Raw genomic sequence first — 15,918 nt, forward strand, 5'->3', positions numbered from 1 at the left:
ATCAAATCTTAGTGGCAAAATTACCAGAGTAATGGCTGCAGATCACGTGCCAAATTAAACATATGCTAAGTCATTGTATCGACGCAAAGATTTTATTCTTAAATCTGATGTAAATGGCTGCCTGGTAACTCCAACGCGGTGAGTTTTCCGCCCCATATGTAACCGGTATCCAATGCGATGCAGTTTGTCTGCCCGGTCTTGCCCTCCAGTGCGGCCCAATGACCAAACAACACCCTTTGGTGAGCGGACAACTTTGCCTGAGGGTGACTGAACCAGGGGTACAACCCTTGCGGCACTGAGCTTAGACCTGATTTTGCTTTTAAATCCAGCTTCAGATCCGAGGTGATCCAGCGCATACGGGTCAGGGCGTCGATGATAAACACCAGGCGTTCATAGCCACTGAGCTGTGGTGTCCAGGCTTTGGTGTTATTGCTGTACATGGTCGAAAGCAGCGCCTTCCAGTGGCGACTCTGCAGACATTGTTCGACTTCTTTGCCAAGGGCTGAGGCCTGCTCAATGGTCCAGCCCGGAAACAGGCCAGCATGACTGAGCAGGGTGTCCTGGTCCGGCGTCCAGGTCATGGGACGGTACCTCAGCCAATGGGCAAGCTCGTCGCAATCATCTGCTTTGAGCAAGGGACCGAACTTATCCTGCGTCTTCGGCGATTTGATGCCCAGGTGCACGGCGAGAAAATGCAGGTCATGGTTACCCAACACTGCATTGGCGTGTTTCCCTAAAGAAGAAAAAAACCGTAAGGTCTGCAGGGATTCTTCGCCGCGACCAATTAAATCTCCTGCTCCCCACAGCGAATCCGTGTCCGCATCGAAGCCAACTTTATCTAATAACTTGCGTAAGGCCGAATAGCTTCCCTGAATGTCACCGACGATAAAAGTACGCATCAGTTGATTAAACTTGGCACAACAAGGCTGAAAACAGGAATGGGCGCCTTAAAGCGAGTTCCGTCAGTGCGCTGCATTTCATAAAAGCCTTGCATGCTGCCAACAGGAGTTTCAAGGATAGCGCCACTGCTGTATTCATAGCTGTCACCTGGGGCAATAACAGGTTGCTTGCCCACCACACCGGCGCCCTGTACTTCACTTTTATTGCCATCAGCGTCGGTGATGAGCCAATAACGATTTAGCAGCTGGACGGCTTGTGTATCATGGTTTTCAATGCGCACATGATAGGAAAACGCATATTTTTGTGCATTGGGTATGGAGCTCTGTTCAAGATACTGACTTGTTACATGAATACGGATAGCGTCACTCTGCATTGATTACCCTCGGGCTGTGTGATCCAACAGATTGGCCAGTGCAGCAAAGTCACTGAGTGAAAGTGTCTCTGCTCTGGCATCTGGATTCAAGCCCAGACTGCTGATTTGTTCTTCGTTGAGCAGGGTTTTGAGGCTATTGCGAATGGTCTTACGACGCTGATTAAACGCCTGAGCACAAACCTGATTCAGTTTGCCCGGGTCATTTACCGGTACCGGCTTGTCCTGATAAGGCAGTAATCTGACCACCGCAGAATCCACCTTGGGAGCGGGCTTAAAGGCGCCTGGGGGCACTTCAAGAACCGGCAGCACCTGACAATAGTACTGGGTCATCACGGATAAGCGCCCATAGTCTTTGCTTCCCGGGCTTGCGGCCATGCGTTTAACCACTTCTTTTTGCAGCATGAAGTGCATGTCGCTGATGACCCCGGCAAACTGGAATAAATGAAACAGCAAGGGAGTTGAAATATTGTATGGAAGATTGCCGAATACCCGAAGTGGATGTTCGCTGTCGGTCAGTGAAGCAAAATCAAACTTCATCGCATCGGCTTCGATAATGGTCAGCTTACTGGAAATAAAGGGATGCGTGCGCAATCGTGCCGCCAGATCTCTGTCCAACTCTACCACAGTGAGCTTGTTCACGTGCTCGCAGACGGGCTCTGTTAGTGCGCCAAGACCCGGGCCAATTTCCACCAGATTTTCATCAGCTTGTGGGTTAATGGCATCGATAATGGCAGAGATGATGTAGGGATCATGGAGAAAGTTCTGACCGAAGCGTTTTCTCGCCGTATGGCCCTGGTGTTTTTTACTCATTGTTTGGCTCCGGCCATATCAATGGCTTTTTGCAGGGCCAGCCTGAAGCTGCCTGTATCGGCTTCCCCGCTGCCAGCTAAGTCCAGTGCGGTGCCATGATCCACGGATGTGCGGATAAAAGGCAGACCCAGTGTAATGTTTACCGCCGCACCAAAGCCTTTGTATTTGAGCACGGGTAAGCCCTGGTCATGATACATTGCCAGCACCACATCCGCTTGTTGCAGATATTTGGGTTGAAAAATGGTGTCTGCCGGAAGCGGTCCCACCAGATTCAGTCCTTCCGCGCGTAATGCTTCCAGTGCCGGAATAATCACATCCAGTTCTTCTGTACCAAGATGGCCACCCTCACCGGCATGGGGGTTTAAGCCGCAGACCAGGATGCGTGGTTCGGGGATAGCAAACTTGGCTTTCAGATCGGCATTAACAATGCGGATAACTTTATGTAAGCGGTCTTGTGTAATGGCCTTAGACACATAGGCCAGCGGAATGTGCGTCGTGGCCAGTACCACCCGCAGCCCCTCGGTTGCCAGCATCATCACCACATCGGCAATATTAGCCTGATGGGCAAAATACTCTGTATGCCCGCTGAAAGAGATGCCGGCCTGATTAATAATGCCTTTGTGAACCGGGCCCGTTACGACCGCATCAAATTCACCGCTGAGATTTTTACTGCTGGCCTGACGCAGGGTCTCTACGACGTACTGACCATTGCCCGCATCCAGTTTTCCGGCCTGCACAGCAACCGCCGTTGGGACAGACTGAATGTATGCCTGCCCCGGTTTTTGCAGGGCCTTGTTCTGCTCATCATAAGGCAGCAGCGTTAAGGGCAAGCCAAGGGCTTCAGCGCGCTGTTGAAGCATGTCCTGACACCCAAACAATACCAATTGCGCCGGCCAGGATTGTTGCAATAAAGCAATGATCAGGTCAGGACCAATACCGGCAGGTTCTCCCGGCGTAATGGCGATACGCAGAGGACGATCACTCAAGATGGTTACTCCAGCACTTCGATATAGGCACTGTCACGCATTTCGCGCAGCCAGTTGTCCGTTTCTTCTGCAAATTTACGGTTAAACAGCAGACGATAGGCTTTTTCTTCCTGTACTTTATCGGTGACATCACCCACGCGTCGGTCTAGCAGCTGAACGATATGCCAGCCGTGAGTCGAGCGGAAGGGATCACTGATCTCTCCCTGTTCGAGTCGCTCTAATGCTTCTTTAAAGGCAGGCACATAAGCGCTGGGGTCAGACCAGCCCAGTTCGCCGCCTTTGAGGGCAGAACCCGGGTCGGCTGAATGCTCTTTTGCCAGTTCCGCAAAGTCAGCTTCTCCGGCGAGAATCTGCTCTTTAAACTCTCTGAGCATCTGTCTTGCCCGTTCTTCACTGAGAATCACAGTAGGCTTAATTAAAATATGACGGGAGTTCACTTCAGTGATTTCAACCTGCTCAACCCCTTTGAGGTCCATGACCTTGAGGATATGAAAACCCGCGCCACTGCGGATAGGTCCGATCAGCTCACCTTTCTTCTTATCCTGAACCGCTTCTGCAAACAGTGTCGGCATAGCATTAATATTCATCCAGCCCATGTCGCCACCTTCCAGTGCTTTAGCGCCGGAGGAAGATGCAATCGCAATTTTGGCAAAGTCTGAGCCGTTGTTCAGCAGCTCAAGCACTTTATCTGCGCGGTCTCTGGCACTGTCGATGTCTTCTTCACTCGGCTCCGGGGGAAAGCCAATAAGGATATGACCAAGGCGATATTCAGCCTGCTGCAGACCCTGCTGTTGCATCAGTCTGACCAGACTCTCCACTTCCTGAGGCGTAATATAGACACGACGGCGCACATTGGCGCGACGCACTTCACCGGTAATCAGCTCACGACGCACCTCTTCGCGATAGCTGTCGTAGCTCACCCCTTCGGCGGTCAGCCCGGCTCGGAGCTGCTCTACCGTGACACCTTCGCTCTGAGCAATACTTTCAATGGTTTGCTCAAGCTGAGGGTCGCTGACCTGGATCCCCATTCGCTCTGCCATCTGCATTTGCAGATTAGTAAGAATGAGGCGTTCAGTAGCCTGGGTGCGCACAGCCTGATCCGATGGCAAGTCCTGCCCGGAGGCAATGGCGTTGCGTTTAACGGATTGGACCAGTTCCTGGATTTCACTCTCCAGCACCACGCCCTGATCGACAATGACCGCAACGCGATCCAATTCCTGGGGCTGGCTGCTGACTACAACCGGGAAAAACAGTAAAAAGCAAAGTACAGCGTTTAATTTCATATTCGACTTCATTGGTTTGTAATTTTACGGATCCTCAACGCCGCCCAGCTTGCCCACTTTAATGCTGTGGTCAAGGGGAAATTCCTGGCGAAGCAATGGATCCCGCTTCGATGATATCAGTTATTCAGAAAATAAGGGTGCCGATATCCGAACAACCCTTCATTTAGTAAGGACCTGGCGGAGTCTTTTCCACCAAAGCCTCTGAATACAAACTGTAATGCAATACCTGATTCAAACTCATCACCACTCTGTTCACCCAGAGCGTCAAAACGGTTACTCAGATAGCGCTGGGCGACAAATTGTAAGGCCCAACAACAGGACTGATATTGTATACCGGTAAAGCTTTCAATGGTTCTGTTGCTGGACAAATCTTTGTACCATCGTCCCACCCAGTGCCACTGCCTGGACAGAGGCCAGCTTGCCGTCACCCCCACCTGATCAATTTCATTGCCGGAAATATCTCTGACATAGCGGTGATTTAACTGCACCAATTTGTCCTCGGCTAACTTGTAGTCCAACGACAGATTACTGCGCTCAACCCGCTGATTAACCGATGAAAGCTGGATCTGTGAGCGAACAAACCACTTGGAACTGATGCGCCAGTCCAGTTCTGCCGCCAACGCCGAGCGATCTTCTTCACGCTCGTTGTCACTCAGGCGACTGTCTCCAAAATAGAAAATTTGGCCTAAGCTCAGACGTAACTGTTCGCTCTCATTATCATCTAACAGTCGGGTTGTCAGACCCACGGTCAGCTGATTGGAATCACTGATGCGATCCAGACCGGTAAACTCCTGGCCACGGAATAATCCGACGTAGTCATTGAGCAGACGACTGGTATCGTAACGTCCGATATGTTGTTGATCCTCATAGCTGGTGTACAGATATTGCATTTTCGGTTCCAGTGTCTGAGTCATCTGGTCGCCAAAAAGTTCGATTTGTCGCTCAAAGTTTACTGCACCATACAATCGCCCCCGCCCCAAGGTACGGCTGACAGATTCCTCAAGAGAGGAATTATCAGGCAGGGATTGACGATAAAAAGTCTGTAACAAGGTTCCTTCTGCGATGAATTCGCCCCAGCTATTATGCAATGGCAGGCTAAGCGTGGGAGCCAGATGAAGTCGTGTGGCAGACGGACTGTTCTCATCGCCATTTTCAAAGTGGGCTAATTCCGAGTCGAATCTGAAATCGAGCAATGTCCCTAGATCATGGTGATAGTCCAGCCTAAGCTCAGGGATCGCACGATAACTGTTGGGATGGTTACCAATGATTTCGAAGTCCCTGATTTGAGCAGAGAAATTTAAATCATCTGAAAAGTACAATAATTGCAGAGTCTGATTCAGATGGGTATCGGCGCGGTTATAGAATTCAGAGCCCAAATCAACAATGTAGTTATCATCACTCAGGCCATTCACTTCGGCACTGATCTGCCAGCTTTGGGTCAGCTGCCCCTGATGAACGAAACGGTAAAAATAGCGGGCGTCGTCGAGATCGCTGCGCCTGTCATCATGCAGATATTCTACATTCAGCTGCCCCTGATGTTCGTCACTCAGGTATCTGAATTCGGTTTTCAGCTGCAATCCGCGGTCTGACATGAGTCGGGGGGCGAGGGTAGCATCGTAGTTTGGCGCGATATTCCAGTAGTAGGGTTGTTCGTAACCGACACCAATGCGATCTGAACTGGAGAGGGTTGGAAACAGCAATCCAGTCTGCCGTTGCTCTGATACCGGGAAACTGAAATAAGGAAGGTATAGCACAGGTACACCGGCCAGATAGAAGCGGGTATTGCGCGCTTCTCCCCAGATCTCTCCAGGTGCTAAGGAAATACTGCTGGCTTTGATAAGCCAGTCTTCCTGACCTGCGGGACAGGTGGTGAAACTGACGCCATCAAGCTGGATCCCGGTCTGATTACTAATGGCGATATTCTCTGCCTGTCCTCTGCCTACGAACCCCAGCATCTGATACTGGGTGTTTTCCAGTGACAGACTGCCCGAGGCCAGATCCAATCCCATATTATCGCTGGTGACATAAATCTGATTATCACTAAAAGCAATATCGCCACTGGCTTTAAGCTGCCTGGCACTTTTGTCGATAAGGGCCTGTTGTGCCTGTATGGTGCCTTGCTTGCTGTGTATTTCCACTTTGCCACTGAATTGCGCTAGCTTGTCTTGCTGTATTCGGGCTTCCTGGGCTTTAACGCTGATATTGTCATCTTTTACCACCCTATCACTTTCGTTAAGTGGCATTGGGGGAGCCAGACATACCTGTGGCTCAGCCGAGAGCGCAGCACAGCAGAGACCCAACGATAACATTGTCAAACGGGATAAATTCATAAAAGCGCGGGCAATGACTCAACAAACCGGTTGTGGGCGAAAAAGGCAATTTTAAGGGTTTCAGTCTGTTTTACCAGTAATATACCCGTTTACCCTTAAAATGCTGAAGTTAAAACGCGCCTCGTCGGCTTTTTTCTGCTTGTCCGGTCCCTCCTTGAGCCGCTATATGGCCCACCATAGCCCTTATCCGCGCAGCGAGTTTGCTGTGTGAATGCCGATCTAAACGACACACAGTGCATGACGAACGCACAAATTCTTATACAATGGCAAGGTGAACGGACAGTTCGTGATCAGCGGGACCGCTGTTGATAGCCTGGTTTGCTGTCATTATCAAAATGGTAATCAATGCAATAAGTTACACCCGCATTTTCATGCTCTGACATGGGACAACGATGGGTTGGGTAGGTGTTTGCACTGCCTTGACAGAGTTGTGCAAAGGTAAAGCGTAAAGGAATCTGATATGCCCATTTGGGGAAAGGTGTTAGGTACATTTTTTGGTTTTATGTTTGGCCGGATCCCCGGTGCCATTCTGGGTTTCATCGTCGGGCATCTTTTCGACCGGGGATACAGCCAGGATTTTAATCAAAAGGGAGGATTCGGACGGTTTTTCGGCCGAGCCGACGATCTCAAACGTCAGGCCGTATTTTTTCATGCCTTGTTTTCCAGTATGGGACATGTCGCAAAAGCCAACGGCCAGGTGACCAGCGACGAGATTAAAATGGCCACCGCCCTGATGGACCAGATGGGACTGACCGGTGAAACCCGTAAAGAAGCCCAGCAGGCTTTCAGGGAGGGCAAAGCCGCAGACTTTCCGTTAAAACAGACATTGCAGGAGTTCTATGAGTCATGCCACGGACGTCGGGATATTCTGCAGGTGTTTCTGGAAATACTGATTCAGGCTGCGTATGCCGACGGCGGTCTGGACAGAGCCGAGCAAAAGGTACTGGAGTCTGCTGCCAGTCATCTGGGTTTCCGTCAACACGAGCTGCTGTATCTGTTATCTGTGTATGAGGCTGAGTTGCGATTTCGCACCCGCAGCCATCAGCGGCGCAGCAGTAGTGGCAGTTCACGGGGGCGGGCAACTTACTCCGAGGCGCAAAGTATCAGTGATGCGTATCAAATCCTTGGGGTGAAAAAAAGTGATGATATGGCAACCATCAAAAAAGCCTACCGTAAACTGATGAGTGAAAACCATCCCGATAAGCTGGTTTCCAAGGGGCTACCCAAACAAGCGCTGGAGGTGGCGAAAGCCAAAGCCCAGGACATCCAGGCGGCTTACGAACTGATTAAAAAGCAGCGGGAGTGAGACCTACAATCATTGCTGCTGTGGGTCTGCCTCGCGCATTTCCGCTTTGCGCATTGGCATGGCGTCAATACGCGCCCAGAGTGTTTTGAATTGCAGTGTACGGTCGGTATATTTGATCCCGCCATCCTTGCCAATCAGAACGATGCGATCCGTCGATGACCGGAAATAGGTGCGCTTAAGTTGCCGGCCCAGTTGAGACGATACGGTACCAGGATAATTGCTTAGCAGCGGCGTATCAGCATTGATGTCTGCTGGCACAATAAACCAGTACAGGTGCCGTGCTTGTACTTCGTCGGACGCTCGCAAAAGACGTGTTTGAAAGAGATTCGCCTGGTTTGCAGAAGCGGCATTGAGCAGTAACACACGGTGTTTCCATTGCAGGGCACTTAAATCCGTCAGGGGGGCCTTGGCACTGACCGGCAGACTGAACGCCAGAAGTGTAAGCAGTGCAACGGTGAATGGACGGGACATCTCAGAAACTGGGCACGTAGTTGGGGGGTAACACGCTGGCTTTTTTCAGAATCACTGGCTCAACCGGTACATCAGGCCAGCCGTAGGTGGGATCAACATGGGTCTCCACAGCCGCAATCTTATCCAGCACATCCATGCCTTCGATAACGCGTCCAAATACGGCATAGCCCCACTTTCGGCCCGGATCCAGGCTGTCATTATCATTCATATTAAAGAAGAATTGCCGACCGGCGGAGTGGGGATCGTTTTCTCTTGCCATGGCCAGGGTATAGCGCTCATTTTTGTTGCCATTGCCAGATTCGTTAAAAATGGTGCGTATCGTGGGCTTTGTATTGAACTGGGTGTCATATCCTCCCCCCTGCACCACGAAGTCATTAATGACCCGATGAAAAATGGTGTCTTCGTAACTGCGTTTAGAGACATATAGCAGGAAGTTATTGGTGGTGAGCGGGGCTTTGATCCGATCCAATTCCACCACGATGTCTCCCATCGTGGTCTCCAGTTTCACTTTTGGAAACAGATTATCCGGTTGCACTTTCGCACCGTCATCTTTGCCTGCCACACCGACAGACACCATTAGCAAAAGAATTGTAAACCAGGCTCGCATGATGATTCCTTATGGTCGTTAGCGTTTGATGGCGGATAAGATACTGAATTTATTATTTGCTGCAACCTGGTGATAACCCCCGAACAGACGTTTCAGTTTGTGGTGATAGCCAAGATGTCGGTTGCCAATGATCCTCAGCTCTCCGCCTCGATGTAGAGCATCTTTGGCCTGTTTAAACATTTGCCAGGCAATATGATCGGTAATCCGCTGTTGCTGGTGAAAAGGAGGGTTGCAGAGAATAAGATGGGTCTTGCGGGGTAAGATCTGGCTCAGGCAGTCACTGACGCGGAATTCACATTGTGAGATGGCCGCCGACAGGTTATGAGAGACATTCAGACGAGCGGATGCCACTGCCATATAAGACTCATCTGCAAAGCACACATGCTGTGCAATACCAGACTCCAACAGGGCCATTCCCAACACGCCGTTGCCACAACCGAGATCGATGGCCGTGTCAACGGGTTCCTGAGGCAAATGCTCAAGCATAAACCGTGCGCCAATATCTAGCTGCTGACGGGAAAAGACATTGGAATGATTCTGAATCAGCCATTCTCGTTGTGGCATTTTCCAGCTGCTCGGATAGGGGCAGGGCTGGCTCTGATGTGTCTGCGGCTGACAATAAATGAGACGGGCCTTCTTCCTGGCTAATGAGGTGGTCACCGGCCCCAGGTATTTTTCAAATAATGCCAGCGTGGAGGTATGTATTTGTGTGACTTTACCCGCTGCAATAATACGGGTGTCAGGTGTCACGCTGGATTGTAACTGCCACAGCTGGTATTCAAGTAACGCAAGGGTCTTAGGAATTTTGATCAATACCAGGTGTGGGGGCGTATCTGGCAGGCTTAAACTGTCAAAAAAAACGATGCGCGATGGATCAATATCGTTGCATTGCAAATTTTGTTGGCAGGCAAGTCGGGAGACGAAGGAATCGTTTATCCAATTCGGATGAAACTGGCTGAGGGCGCAGCCAAGTGCGCCACAGTCGTCATTAAAAATCCAAAGCGGCTGCGTCTGGGATGGCTCGCTTTCGCTCAGACAGGCCAACAGATATTCGTCAGCAGCGTCCCAGGCCTGCTCGCTTTTATGCTGACTGGCGGCCGGGTAACGGTAAAGTTGTAGCGTTTTATCTGTTAAAATCAGGTCGGTTTTCATGGGGCTAAGGTTCATTTGTGCAAAATAGTCTTTTCGATCAGCAAGCAATTGCTCTGGCCGATGCTGATCTGACCTTCGTGGCTGATTTTCTGCCGCATAAGCAGGCCAACGCACTGTTTGAGCAGTTACAACGGTCATTGGCCTGGCGTCAGGATAGTATCAGAATTTACGGTAAAGAGGTGAATATACCGCGCTTGCAGGCATGGTACGGCGATCCTGGTGCGAACTATCGTTATTCCGGATTGCAAATGACACCTATGCCCTGGACCGAGGCGTTATTGCAAGTCAAAGCCGCCTGCGAAACGCAAACGCAGACTCGTTTCAATGCCGTATTGGCCAATTATTATCGCGACGGGTCAGATAGTATGGGCTGGCACGCCGACGATGAACCCGAGCTGGGGAATGAGCCTGTGATTGCCTCGGTCAGTCTCGGGCAAAGCCGCAATATGGATTTTAAGCGCCGAACAGGCAATGAGAAATATCGGTTGGTGCTCAATCATGGCAGCCTGTTGATCATGGCCGGGACCACTCAGCAGTATTGGCAACATGCCTTACCCAAAAGCCGTCGGCCAATGGACGCGCGCATTAACCTGACGTTCAGATGGATTTACCCTCAAAAATAGAGGTATCTTGTTGAAAATTAATAAAAAAAACGTCACTTTCAGAGTGTTCGTTAGCGCTTTTTGAAAAATATTTGCGTTATAAAAGTTCGCTTAGACATCGCATAAAAATATATATCGGAGGCTCAGTGAGTTAGCATAACTGCGCCATGTTAATTACATTTTTTGCCTTGTTATGGCGTGTCAGAAGGCTAAATTTAGTCATGGGGAACGCAAAATGTGAGGTTTTGCGTGACGCCAGAAGTTCAGCACACAGCTTAACAAGGGATAGAGGAACGTTGATGAATATTCAGTCCAGTATCGAAGAGAAATTACTCAGTCATTTTGACCCTGCCTATCTGGAAGTGGTGAATGAGAGTCATCAGCATAATGTACCAACAGGGTCTGAAACGCACTTTAAGGTGGTGCTCGTATCACCTTCATTTGATGGTGAGCGGTTAATTAACCGTCATAGGGCTGTTAATGCGGTGCTGCGTGACGAACTGGCCAACCATATTCATGCGTTGGCATTGCATACCTACACCGACAGTGAGTGGCGGGGCCTGTATGGTGGTGCGCCTGACTCGCCCGAGTGCCTTGGTGGATTAAAACGCAAGGCTTCCTGATCTCATTCTAGCGGCTGCTGCCCTTCGGGTAGCAGCGCCTTTTCTTTAGCCCGCCACGACCTTTGTTGCTACTGACCATTCCAATTCAGTAAATATTTTGTTAAAAGCTAATAGCTATCCGGACCTGACAAAATAAGAGCGCAGACCTTCCTTGTTGTTACAACGCTGTCACACCTTCATTTCAGATTTGAATCATCGCCTGTGCAGGCTGGTCAGCTGGTTGACCTTGCTGATGGTATTACTGGTCTTTGCCATTGTGGTGCTCAGATACGGGTTTAATCTTGGCTGGATAGCCATGCAGGAATCGGCGCTTTATCTGCATGCCATGGTCTTTCTGCTGGGTGCCGCACATACACTTAAAGCTGACGAGCATGTTCGGGTGGATATTTTTTATCGTAAGGCTTCAGCGGCAACGCAGGCCCGCATTGATATTGGCGGCACGCTGTTTTTACTGGTGCCAGTCAATCTCTACATTCTTATTGTCGGCTGGGAGTACGCGGCCAAATCCTGGGCCCTGCTGGAAGGGTCTGGTGAAGCAGGAGGGTTACCTCTGGTGTTTGTACTCAAGACCCTGATCCCGCTGTTTGCCCTGACAATGCTGTTGCAGGGTGTGGCACACATCATCAGTTGTCTGTTGTCATTGAAACAGGATGATCATTAATGGAATGGCTCGCGTTACTGATGTTTTTGGTGGTCTGTCTGGTATTGATGCTGGGCTACCCTGTCGCATACTCACTGGCGGGTACGGCGCTTATTTTTGCAGGGATCTGTGCGTCTTTTGGGGCCTTTGATCTGGCGTACCTGAGCGCATTACCCAGTCGTATCTACGGCATCATGACAAATCAGACGTTGCTGGCAGTACCCTTGTTTGTATTCATGGGGGTGATGTTGGAAAAGTCGCGGGTGGCCGAACAGTTACTCACGGCAATGGGGCAGGTTTTCGGCCGATATCGGGCAGGACTGGCGGTGTCGGTGATTCTGGTGGGCATGCTCATGGCAGCCAGTACCGGTATTGTTGGTGCCACCGTTGTTACTATGGGGCTCCTGTCTCTGCCCTCAATGCTTGAACGGGGCTACTCACCAGCCCTGGCTACAGGCAGCATTTGTGCCACCGGTACTCTGGGACAGATCATTCCTCCTTCCATAGCACTGGTATTGCTGGGCGATGTTCTCTCCAGCGCTTACCAACGGGCGCAACTGAACATGGGCATCTTTTCTCCCGATTCGGTGTCGGTAGGAGACCTTTTCGTCGGGGCGCTAATCCCCGGACTGATGCTGGTGGGAATGTATCTCATCTATGTTCTGGCTCTGGGAATGCTAAAACCCCAGTCTGTGCGCAAAGACCAAACTCAACAAGAATCTACGCTGAGTTTGTTGCCACTGCTGAAAGCATTATTGCCCCCCCTGCTGCTGATGGTACTGGTGCTGGGGTCAATATTACTCGGTCTGGCAACGCCCACAGAGGCGGCGGGAGTTGGCGCGCTGGGCGCCTTACTGCTGGCGCTTTTTAGCGGTCAGTTAACCTTGCCCCGGTTGCAGGAGGTCATGCTGAGCACCACCAAAGTCACCGCGATGGTGTTTTTAATTCTGATTGGCGCCTCCGTTTTCTCTCTGGTGTTCAGAGGGTTGGGGGGAGAGACGCTTATAGAAGACTTTTTTACCGGTCTGCCCGGCGGTGTGTTCAGTGCCATGCTGGTGGTGATGCTGGTCATCTTTCTGTTGGGCTTTATTCTTGATTTTATTGAAATTACCTTTGTCGTGGTGCCCATTGTCGGGCCTGTATTGCTGATGATGGGCGTGGATCCGGTATGGCTCGGCATCATGATCGCTATTAATCTGCAAACGTCATTTCTGACTCCCCCCTTTGGTTTTGCGCTGTTTTATCTGCGGGGTGTGGCACCAGAAAGTGTCAAAACATCGGATATGTACCGTGGGGTAATTCCCTTTATTATTCTGCAACTTTTCTTGCTGGGTGCACTCGCCGTCTGGCCTGAGCTGGTGACCTGGTTGCCGGATAAACTTTATAGTTAACACAAGGAGTTCGTTTTGAATATCTTCAGAAATCTGAGCGTTGCCTGCGTCACGATCCTGCTATTTGCCTGCTCTGAATCCACAACAACTGATTCAGCTCCAGCGGCGAAGGAACAGACCTTTAAATGGAAACTGGTGACCTCGTGGCCCAAAAACTTTCCAGGTCTGGGCAGGGCACCTGAAACCTTCGCTGACTACGTAGACAGGATGTCAGGCGGTCGCCTCAAGATCCAGGTTTATGGGGCAGGTGAGCTGGTGCCGGGGTTTGAAGTATTTGATGCTGTATCCAATGGCACAGCACAAATGGGACATGCTGGTAGCTATTATTGGAAGGGTAAAGCGCCCGCAGCACAGATTTTTACTGCCATCCCCTTTGGTATGAATGTGACGGAAATGAATGCGTGGATCCATTATGGTGGCGGTCTTGAGCTATGGCGTGAGCTATATAAGCCCTTTGGTGTGATTCCCTTTGCAGGGGGTAACACCGGGGTGCAGATGGCTGGCTGGTTTAAGAAAGAAATCACTAGTATCGCTGATTTAGAAAACCTGAAGATGCGTATGCCAGGACTGGGCGCAGAAGTGCTTAAAAAGGTGGGGGGGATGCCAGTCGCCTTGCCTGGAGGGCAGATTTTCACTTCACTGCAAACCGGTGCAATTGATGCCACCGAGTGGGTCGGCCCTTACAATGATCTGGCTTTTGGTCTGCATAAAGTGGCGGATTATTATTACTACTCCGGTTGGCATGAGCCTGGCGCGATGCTGGAATTCACCGTTAATGAAGAGGCCTACCAGTCGCTGCCAGAGGATTTACAGGCCATCATTGAAGTGGCTACCCGCGCGGTCAATCAGGACATGCTTGATGAATACACCGCCCGCAATAATGAAGCCTTGCAGGCATTACAGGACAAGCATGGAGTGAAGGTGTTGCCATTACCCGAAGACGTTATGCAAGCGCTGAAACGGGCTTCTGCCGAGGTCATGCAGGAGCAGGCACAGGCCGATCCTCAGTTTGCCAGGATATATGCCTCTTATCAGGAATTTCAGAAAAACGTCAGTCGCTACCATAGACTGTCCGAGTTTGAATACTACAAGAACCGCCAGTAGTGATGAGGGCGAACTGAACCACAAGCTGACAACAAAGTTCAATACGCCTAGCTGCTCAGAGTTGTTTATCGATACGGGGGCGATACAATGCCCCCACTTTATTTCAAAGGAAGCGTCAATATGGTCATTCAGCCGAAAATTCGCGGCTTTATTTGCACTAATGCCCACCCGGTGGGCTGTGCTGTCAATGTGAAAAAGCAGATTGATTACATCCGCCAGCAATCTCACCCGGCACAGGGTGCCAAAAATGTGCTGGTATTGGGATGCTCAACAGGATACGGGCTGGCCTCCAGAATTACCGCAGCTTTTGGTTATGGCGCCAAAACATTGGGTGTGTGCTTTGAAAAGCCTCCTACTGAGCGTAAAACGGGCACCGCTGGGTGGTACAATACGGCCGCCTTTCATCAACAGGCGCAAGAGGCCGGGTTGTACGCTAAAACGATCAACGGTGACGCCTTTTCAAATGAAATTAAGGCCGAGGTCATCGAAGCGATTAAAGCCGACATGGGCAAAGTGGATCTGGTTGTTTACAGTCTGGCCTCGCCACGACGCACCGATCCCAACAGCGGTGAGACCTTCAAATCAGTTTTGAAGCCGGTGGGACACGGTTACAAGACCAAAACCTATGATACCGATAAAGATCTGGTCCATGATATTGAACTGGAACCCGCTACCCAGGAAGAAATTGATCACACCATCAAGGTAATGGGGGGTGAAGACTGGGAAATGTGGATGGATGCGCTGGACCAGGCGGGGGTGCTGGCTAACGGCTGTCGCACAACGGCCTACACTTATATTGGTAAAGAGCTGACCTGGCCGATTTATGGTCATGCCACCATTGGTAAAGCCAAAGAGGATCTGGACCGAGCCGCTGCCGCCATAAATGCCACTAAGGCCGATAAGCAGGTGAAAGCTTACGTGTCTTCACTTAAGGCGCTGGTTACACAAGCCTCTTCCGCGATTCCGGTAATGCCATTGTATATTTCCCTGATCTATAAAGTGATGAAGGAAGAGGGGACGCACGAGGGTTGTATCGAGCAAATTCAGGGACTGTTTGCCGAAAAACTCTTTGCCGATGAACCGCAAACCGATGAGGCGAACCGGCTGCGTATGGATAGCAAAGAAACTAACCAGCAGACCCAGGCTAAAATCAAGGCATTGTGGGATCAGGTTACTCAGGAAAACTTCCATCAATTGAGCGACTATGCGGGTTATCATCAGGAGTTCCTGCACCTGTTTGGCTTCGGTTTTGATGAAGTGGACTATGATGCAGACGTCAACCCAATGGTAAACTGGTAAGCGCCTGATTTAAAAGAACCGCCGTGCAGGCGGTTTTTTTT

The 15,918-nt window shown here is 50.5% G+C and carries 16 protein-coding genes; 7 read left to right on the forward strand and 9 right to left on the reverse strand.

All coding sequences use genetic code 11. The features are described from left to right. Positions 1-98 precede the first annotated feature (98 nt). The 6 genes from CCY32_RS10480 to lptD form a co-directional block, all read right to left on the reverse strand. A complete protein-coding gene (locus CCY32_RS10480; protein ID WP_088330580.1) occupies positions 99-899 on the reverse strand; it encodes a symmetrical bis(5'-nucleosyl)-tetraphosphatase in 801 nt (266 codons plus the stop codon). After that, entirely contained in the window at positions 899-1,273 is a 375-nt protein-coding gene (gene apaG, locus CCY32_RS10485; RefSeq protein WP_088330581.1) for a Co2+/Mg2+ efflux protein ApaG, read from the reverse strand. The genes CCY32_RS10480 and apaG overlap by 1 nt, the downstream gene beginning before the upstream one ends. A 3-nt stretch (positions 1,274-1,276) precedes the next feature. Beyond that, entirely contained in the window at positions 1,277-2,083 is an 807-nt protein-coding gene (gene rsmA, locus CCY32_RS10490; protein ID WP_088330582.1) for a 16S rRNA (adenine(1518)-N(6)/adenine(1519)-N(6))-dimethyltransferase RsmA, read from the reverse strand. Further along, a complete protein-coding gene (gene pdxA / locus CCY32_RS10495; protein ID WP_088330583.1) occupies positions 2,080-3,069 on the reverse strand; it encodes a 4-hydroxythreonine-4-phosphate dehydrogenase PdxA in 990 nt (329 codons plus the stop codon). The genes rsmA and pdxA overlap by 4 nt, the downstream gene beginning before the upstream one ends. Before the next feature lie 5 nt (positions 3,070-3,074). Then, positions 3,075-4,364 carry a peptidylprolyl isomerase SurA gene (gene surA, locus CCY32_RS10500; RefSeq protein ID WP_088330584.1) on the reverse strand — a complete coding sequence of 430 codons (1,290 nt, stop codon included), beginning with the start codon at positions 4,362-4,364 and terminating at the stop codon, positions 3,075-3,077. A 104-nt stretch (positions 4,365-4,468) separates the two neighbouring features. Next, positions 4,469-6,595 carry an LPS assembly protein LptD gene (lptD, locus tag CCY32_RS10505; protein ID WP_246840587.1) on the reverse strand — a complete coding sequence of 709 codons (2,127 nt, stop codon included), beginning with the start codon at positions 6,593-6,595 and terminating at the stop codon, positions 4,469-4,471. A 547-nt stretch (positions 6,596-7,142) separates the two neighbouring features. Here lptD and djlA point away from each other — a divergent pair. Beyond that, complete coding sequence (gene djlA, locus CCY32_RS10510) at positions 7,143-7,988, forward strand: co-chaperone DjlA (protein ID WP_210401726.1); 846 nt, start codon at positions 7,143-7,145, stop codon at positions 7,986-7,988. A 9-nt stretch (positions 7,989-7,997) separates the two neighbouring features. Here the strand turns inward: djlA and CCY32_RS10515 are convergent, their stop codons facing one another. From CCY32_RS10515 to CCY32_RS10525, 3 genes are read right to left on the reverse strand one after another with little or no spacing between them, the layout of a single operon-like run. Next, on the reverse strand, positions 7,998-8,459 hold the full coding sequence (locus tag CCY32_RS10515; protein ID WP_088330586.1) for a DUF4174 domain-containing protein: 462 nt from the start codon (positions 8,457-8,459) through the stop codon (positions 7,998-8,000). A 1-nt stretch (position 8,460) separates the two neighbouring features. Then, positions 8,461-9,066, reverse strand: a complete 606-nt coding sequence (locus CCY32_RS10520) for a peptidylprolyl isomerase (protein ID WP_210401727.1) — start codon at positions 9,064-9,066, stop codon at positions 8,461-8,463. An 18-nt stretch (positions 9,067-9,084) separates the two neighbouring features. Then, a complete protein-coding gene (locus CCY32_RS10525) occupies positions 9,085-10,218 on the reverse strand; it encodes a methyltransferase (protein WP_088330671.1) in 1,134 nt (377 codons plus the stop codon). Between the two features lie 17 nt (positions 10,219-10,235). On the opposite strand from CCY32_RS10525, the gene CCY32_RS10530 reads away from it, so the two are divergent. The 6 genes from CCY32_RS10530 (at position 10,236) to fabV (ending at position 15,877) form a co-directional block, all read left to right on the forward strand. Next, positions 10,236-10,841, forward strand: a complete 606-nt coding sequence (locus CCY32_RS10530; protein WP_246840588.1) for an alpha-ketoglutarate-dependent dioxygenase AlkB — start codon at positions 10,236-10,238, stop codon at positions 10,839-10,841. 278 nt (positions 10,842-11,119) lie between these two features. Next, on the forward strand, positions 11,120-11,443 hold the full coding sequence (bolA, locus tag CCY32_RS10535; protein WP_088330588.1) for a transcriptional regulator BolA: 324 nt from the start codon (positions 11,120-11,122) through the stop codon (positions 11,441-11,443). A gap of 151 nt (positions 11,444-11,594) precedes the next feature. Beyond that, a complete protein-coding gene (locus CCY32_RS10540; RefSeq protein ID WP_246840589.1) occupies positions 11,595-12,104 on the forward strand; it encodes a TRAP transporter small permease subunit in 510 nt (169 codons plus the stop codon). Further along, positions 12,104-13,474 (forward strand): TRAP transporter large permease subunit, encoded by a 1,371-nt coding sequence (locus CCY32_RS10545; RefSeq protein ID WP_088330589.1) that lies wholly within the window; start codon positions 12,104-12,106, stop codon positions 13,472-13,474. The genes CCY32_RS10540 and CCY32_RS10545 overlap by 1 nt, the downstream gene beginning before the upstream one ends. 54 nt (positions 13,475-13,528) lie before the next feature. Next, complete coding sequence (locus CCY32_RS10550; RefSeq protein ID WP_246840596.1) at positions 13,529-14,578, forward strand: TRAP transporter substrate-binding protein; 1,050 nt, start codon at positions 13,529-13,531, stop codon at positions 14,576-14,578. A 120-nt stretch (positions 14,579-14,698) separates the two neighbouring features. After that, a complete protein-coding gene (gene fabV, locus CCY32_RS10555) occupies positions 14,699-15,877 on the forward strand; it encodes an enoyl-ACP reductase FabV (protein WP_088330591.1) in 1,179 nt (392 codons plus the stop codon). The last annotated feature ends 41 nt before the right edge of the window (positions 15,878-15,918 follow it).

Origin of the sequence: Lacimicrobium sp. SS2-24 (assembly GCF_002201535.1) — a bacterium.
Taxonomy (GTDB): domain Bacteria; phylum Pseudomonadota; class Gammaproteobacteria; order Enterobacterales; family Alteromonadaceae; genus Lacimicrobium.

What these genes read in the sequence shown, in the direction of transcription:
- CCY32_RS10515 (WP_088330586.1), bottom strand. Translation starts at nt 8,459, where the DNA reads ATGTCCCGTCCATTCACCGTTGCACTGCTTACACTTCTGGCGTTCAGT.
- CCY32_RS10525 (WP_088330671.1), bottom strand. Translation starts at nt 10,218, where the DNA reads ATGAAAACCGACCTGATTTTAACAGATAAAACGCTACAACTTTACCGT.
- apaG (WP_088330581.1), bottom strand. Translation starts at nt 1,273, where the DNA reads ATGCAGAGTGACGCTATCCGTATTCATGTAACAAGTCAGTATCTTGAA.
- djlA (WP_210401726.1), top strand. Translation starts at nt 7,143, where the DNA reads ATGCCCATTTGGGGAAAGGTGTTAGGTACATTTTTTGGTTTTATGTTT.
- lptD (WP_246840587.1), bottom strand. Translation starts at nt 6,595, where the DNA reads ATGCCACTTAACGAAAGTGATAGGGTGGTAAAAGATGACAATATCAGC.
- bolA (WP_088330588.1), top strand. Translation starts at nt 11,120, where the DNA reads ATGAATATTCAGTCCAGTATCGAAGAGAAATTACTCAGTCATTTTGAC.
- CCY32_RS10520 (WP_210401727.1), bottom strand. Translation starts at nt 9,066, where the DNA reads ATGCGAGCCTGGTTTACAATTCTTTTGCTAATGGTGTCTGTCGGTGTG.
- CCY32_RS10545 (WP_088330589.1), top strand. Translation starts at nt 12,104, where the DNA reads ATGGAATGGCTCGCGTTACTGATGTTTTTGGTGGTCTGTCTGGTATTG.
- fabV (WP_088330591.1), top strand. Translation starts at nt 14,699, where the DNA reads ATGGTCATTCAGCCGAAAATTCGCGGCTTTATTTGCACTAATGCCCAC.
- surA (WP_088330584.1), bottom strand. Translation starts at nt 4,364, where the DNA reads ATGAAGTCGAATATGAAATTAAACGCTGTACTTTGCTTTTTACTGTTT.
- rsmA (WP_088330582.1), bottom strand. Translation starts at nt 2,083, where the DNA reads ATGAGTAAAAAACACCAGGGCCATACGGCGAGAAAACGCTTCGGTCAG.
- CCY32_RS10480 (WP_088330580.1), bottom strand. Translation starts at nt 899, where the DNA reads ATGCGTACTTTTATCGTCGGTGACATTCAGGGAAGCTATTCGGCCTTA.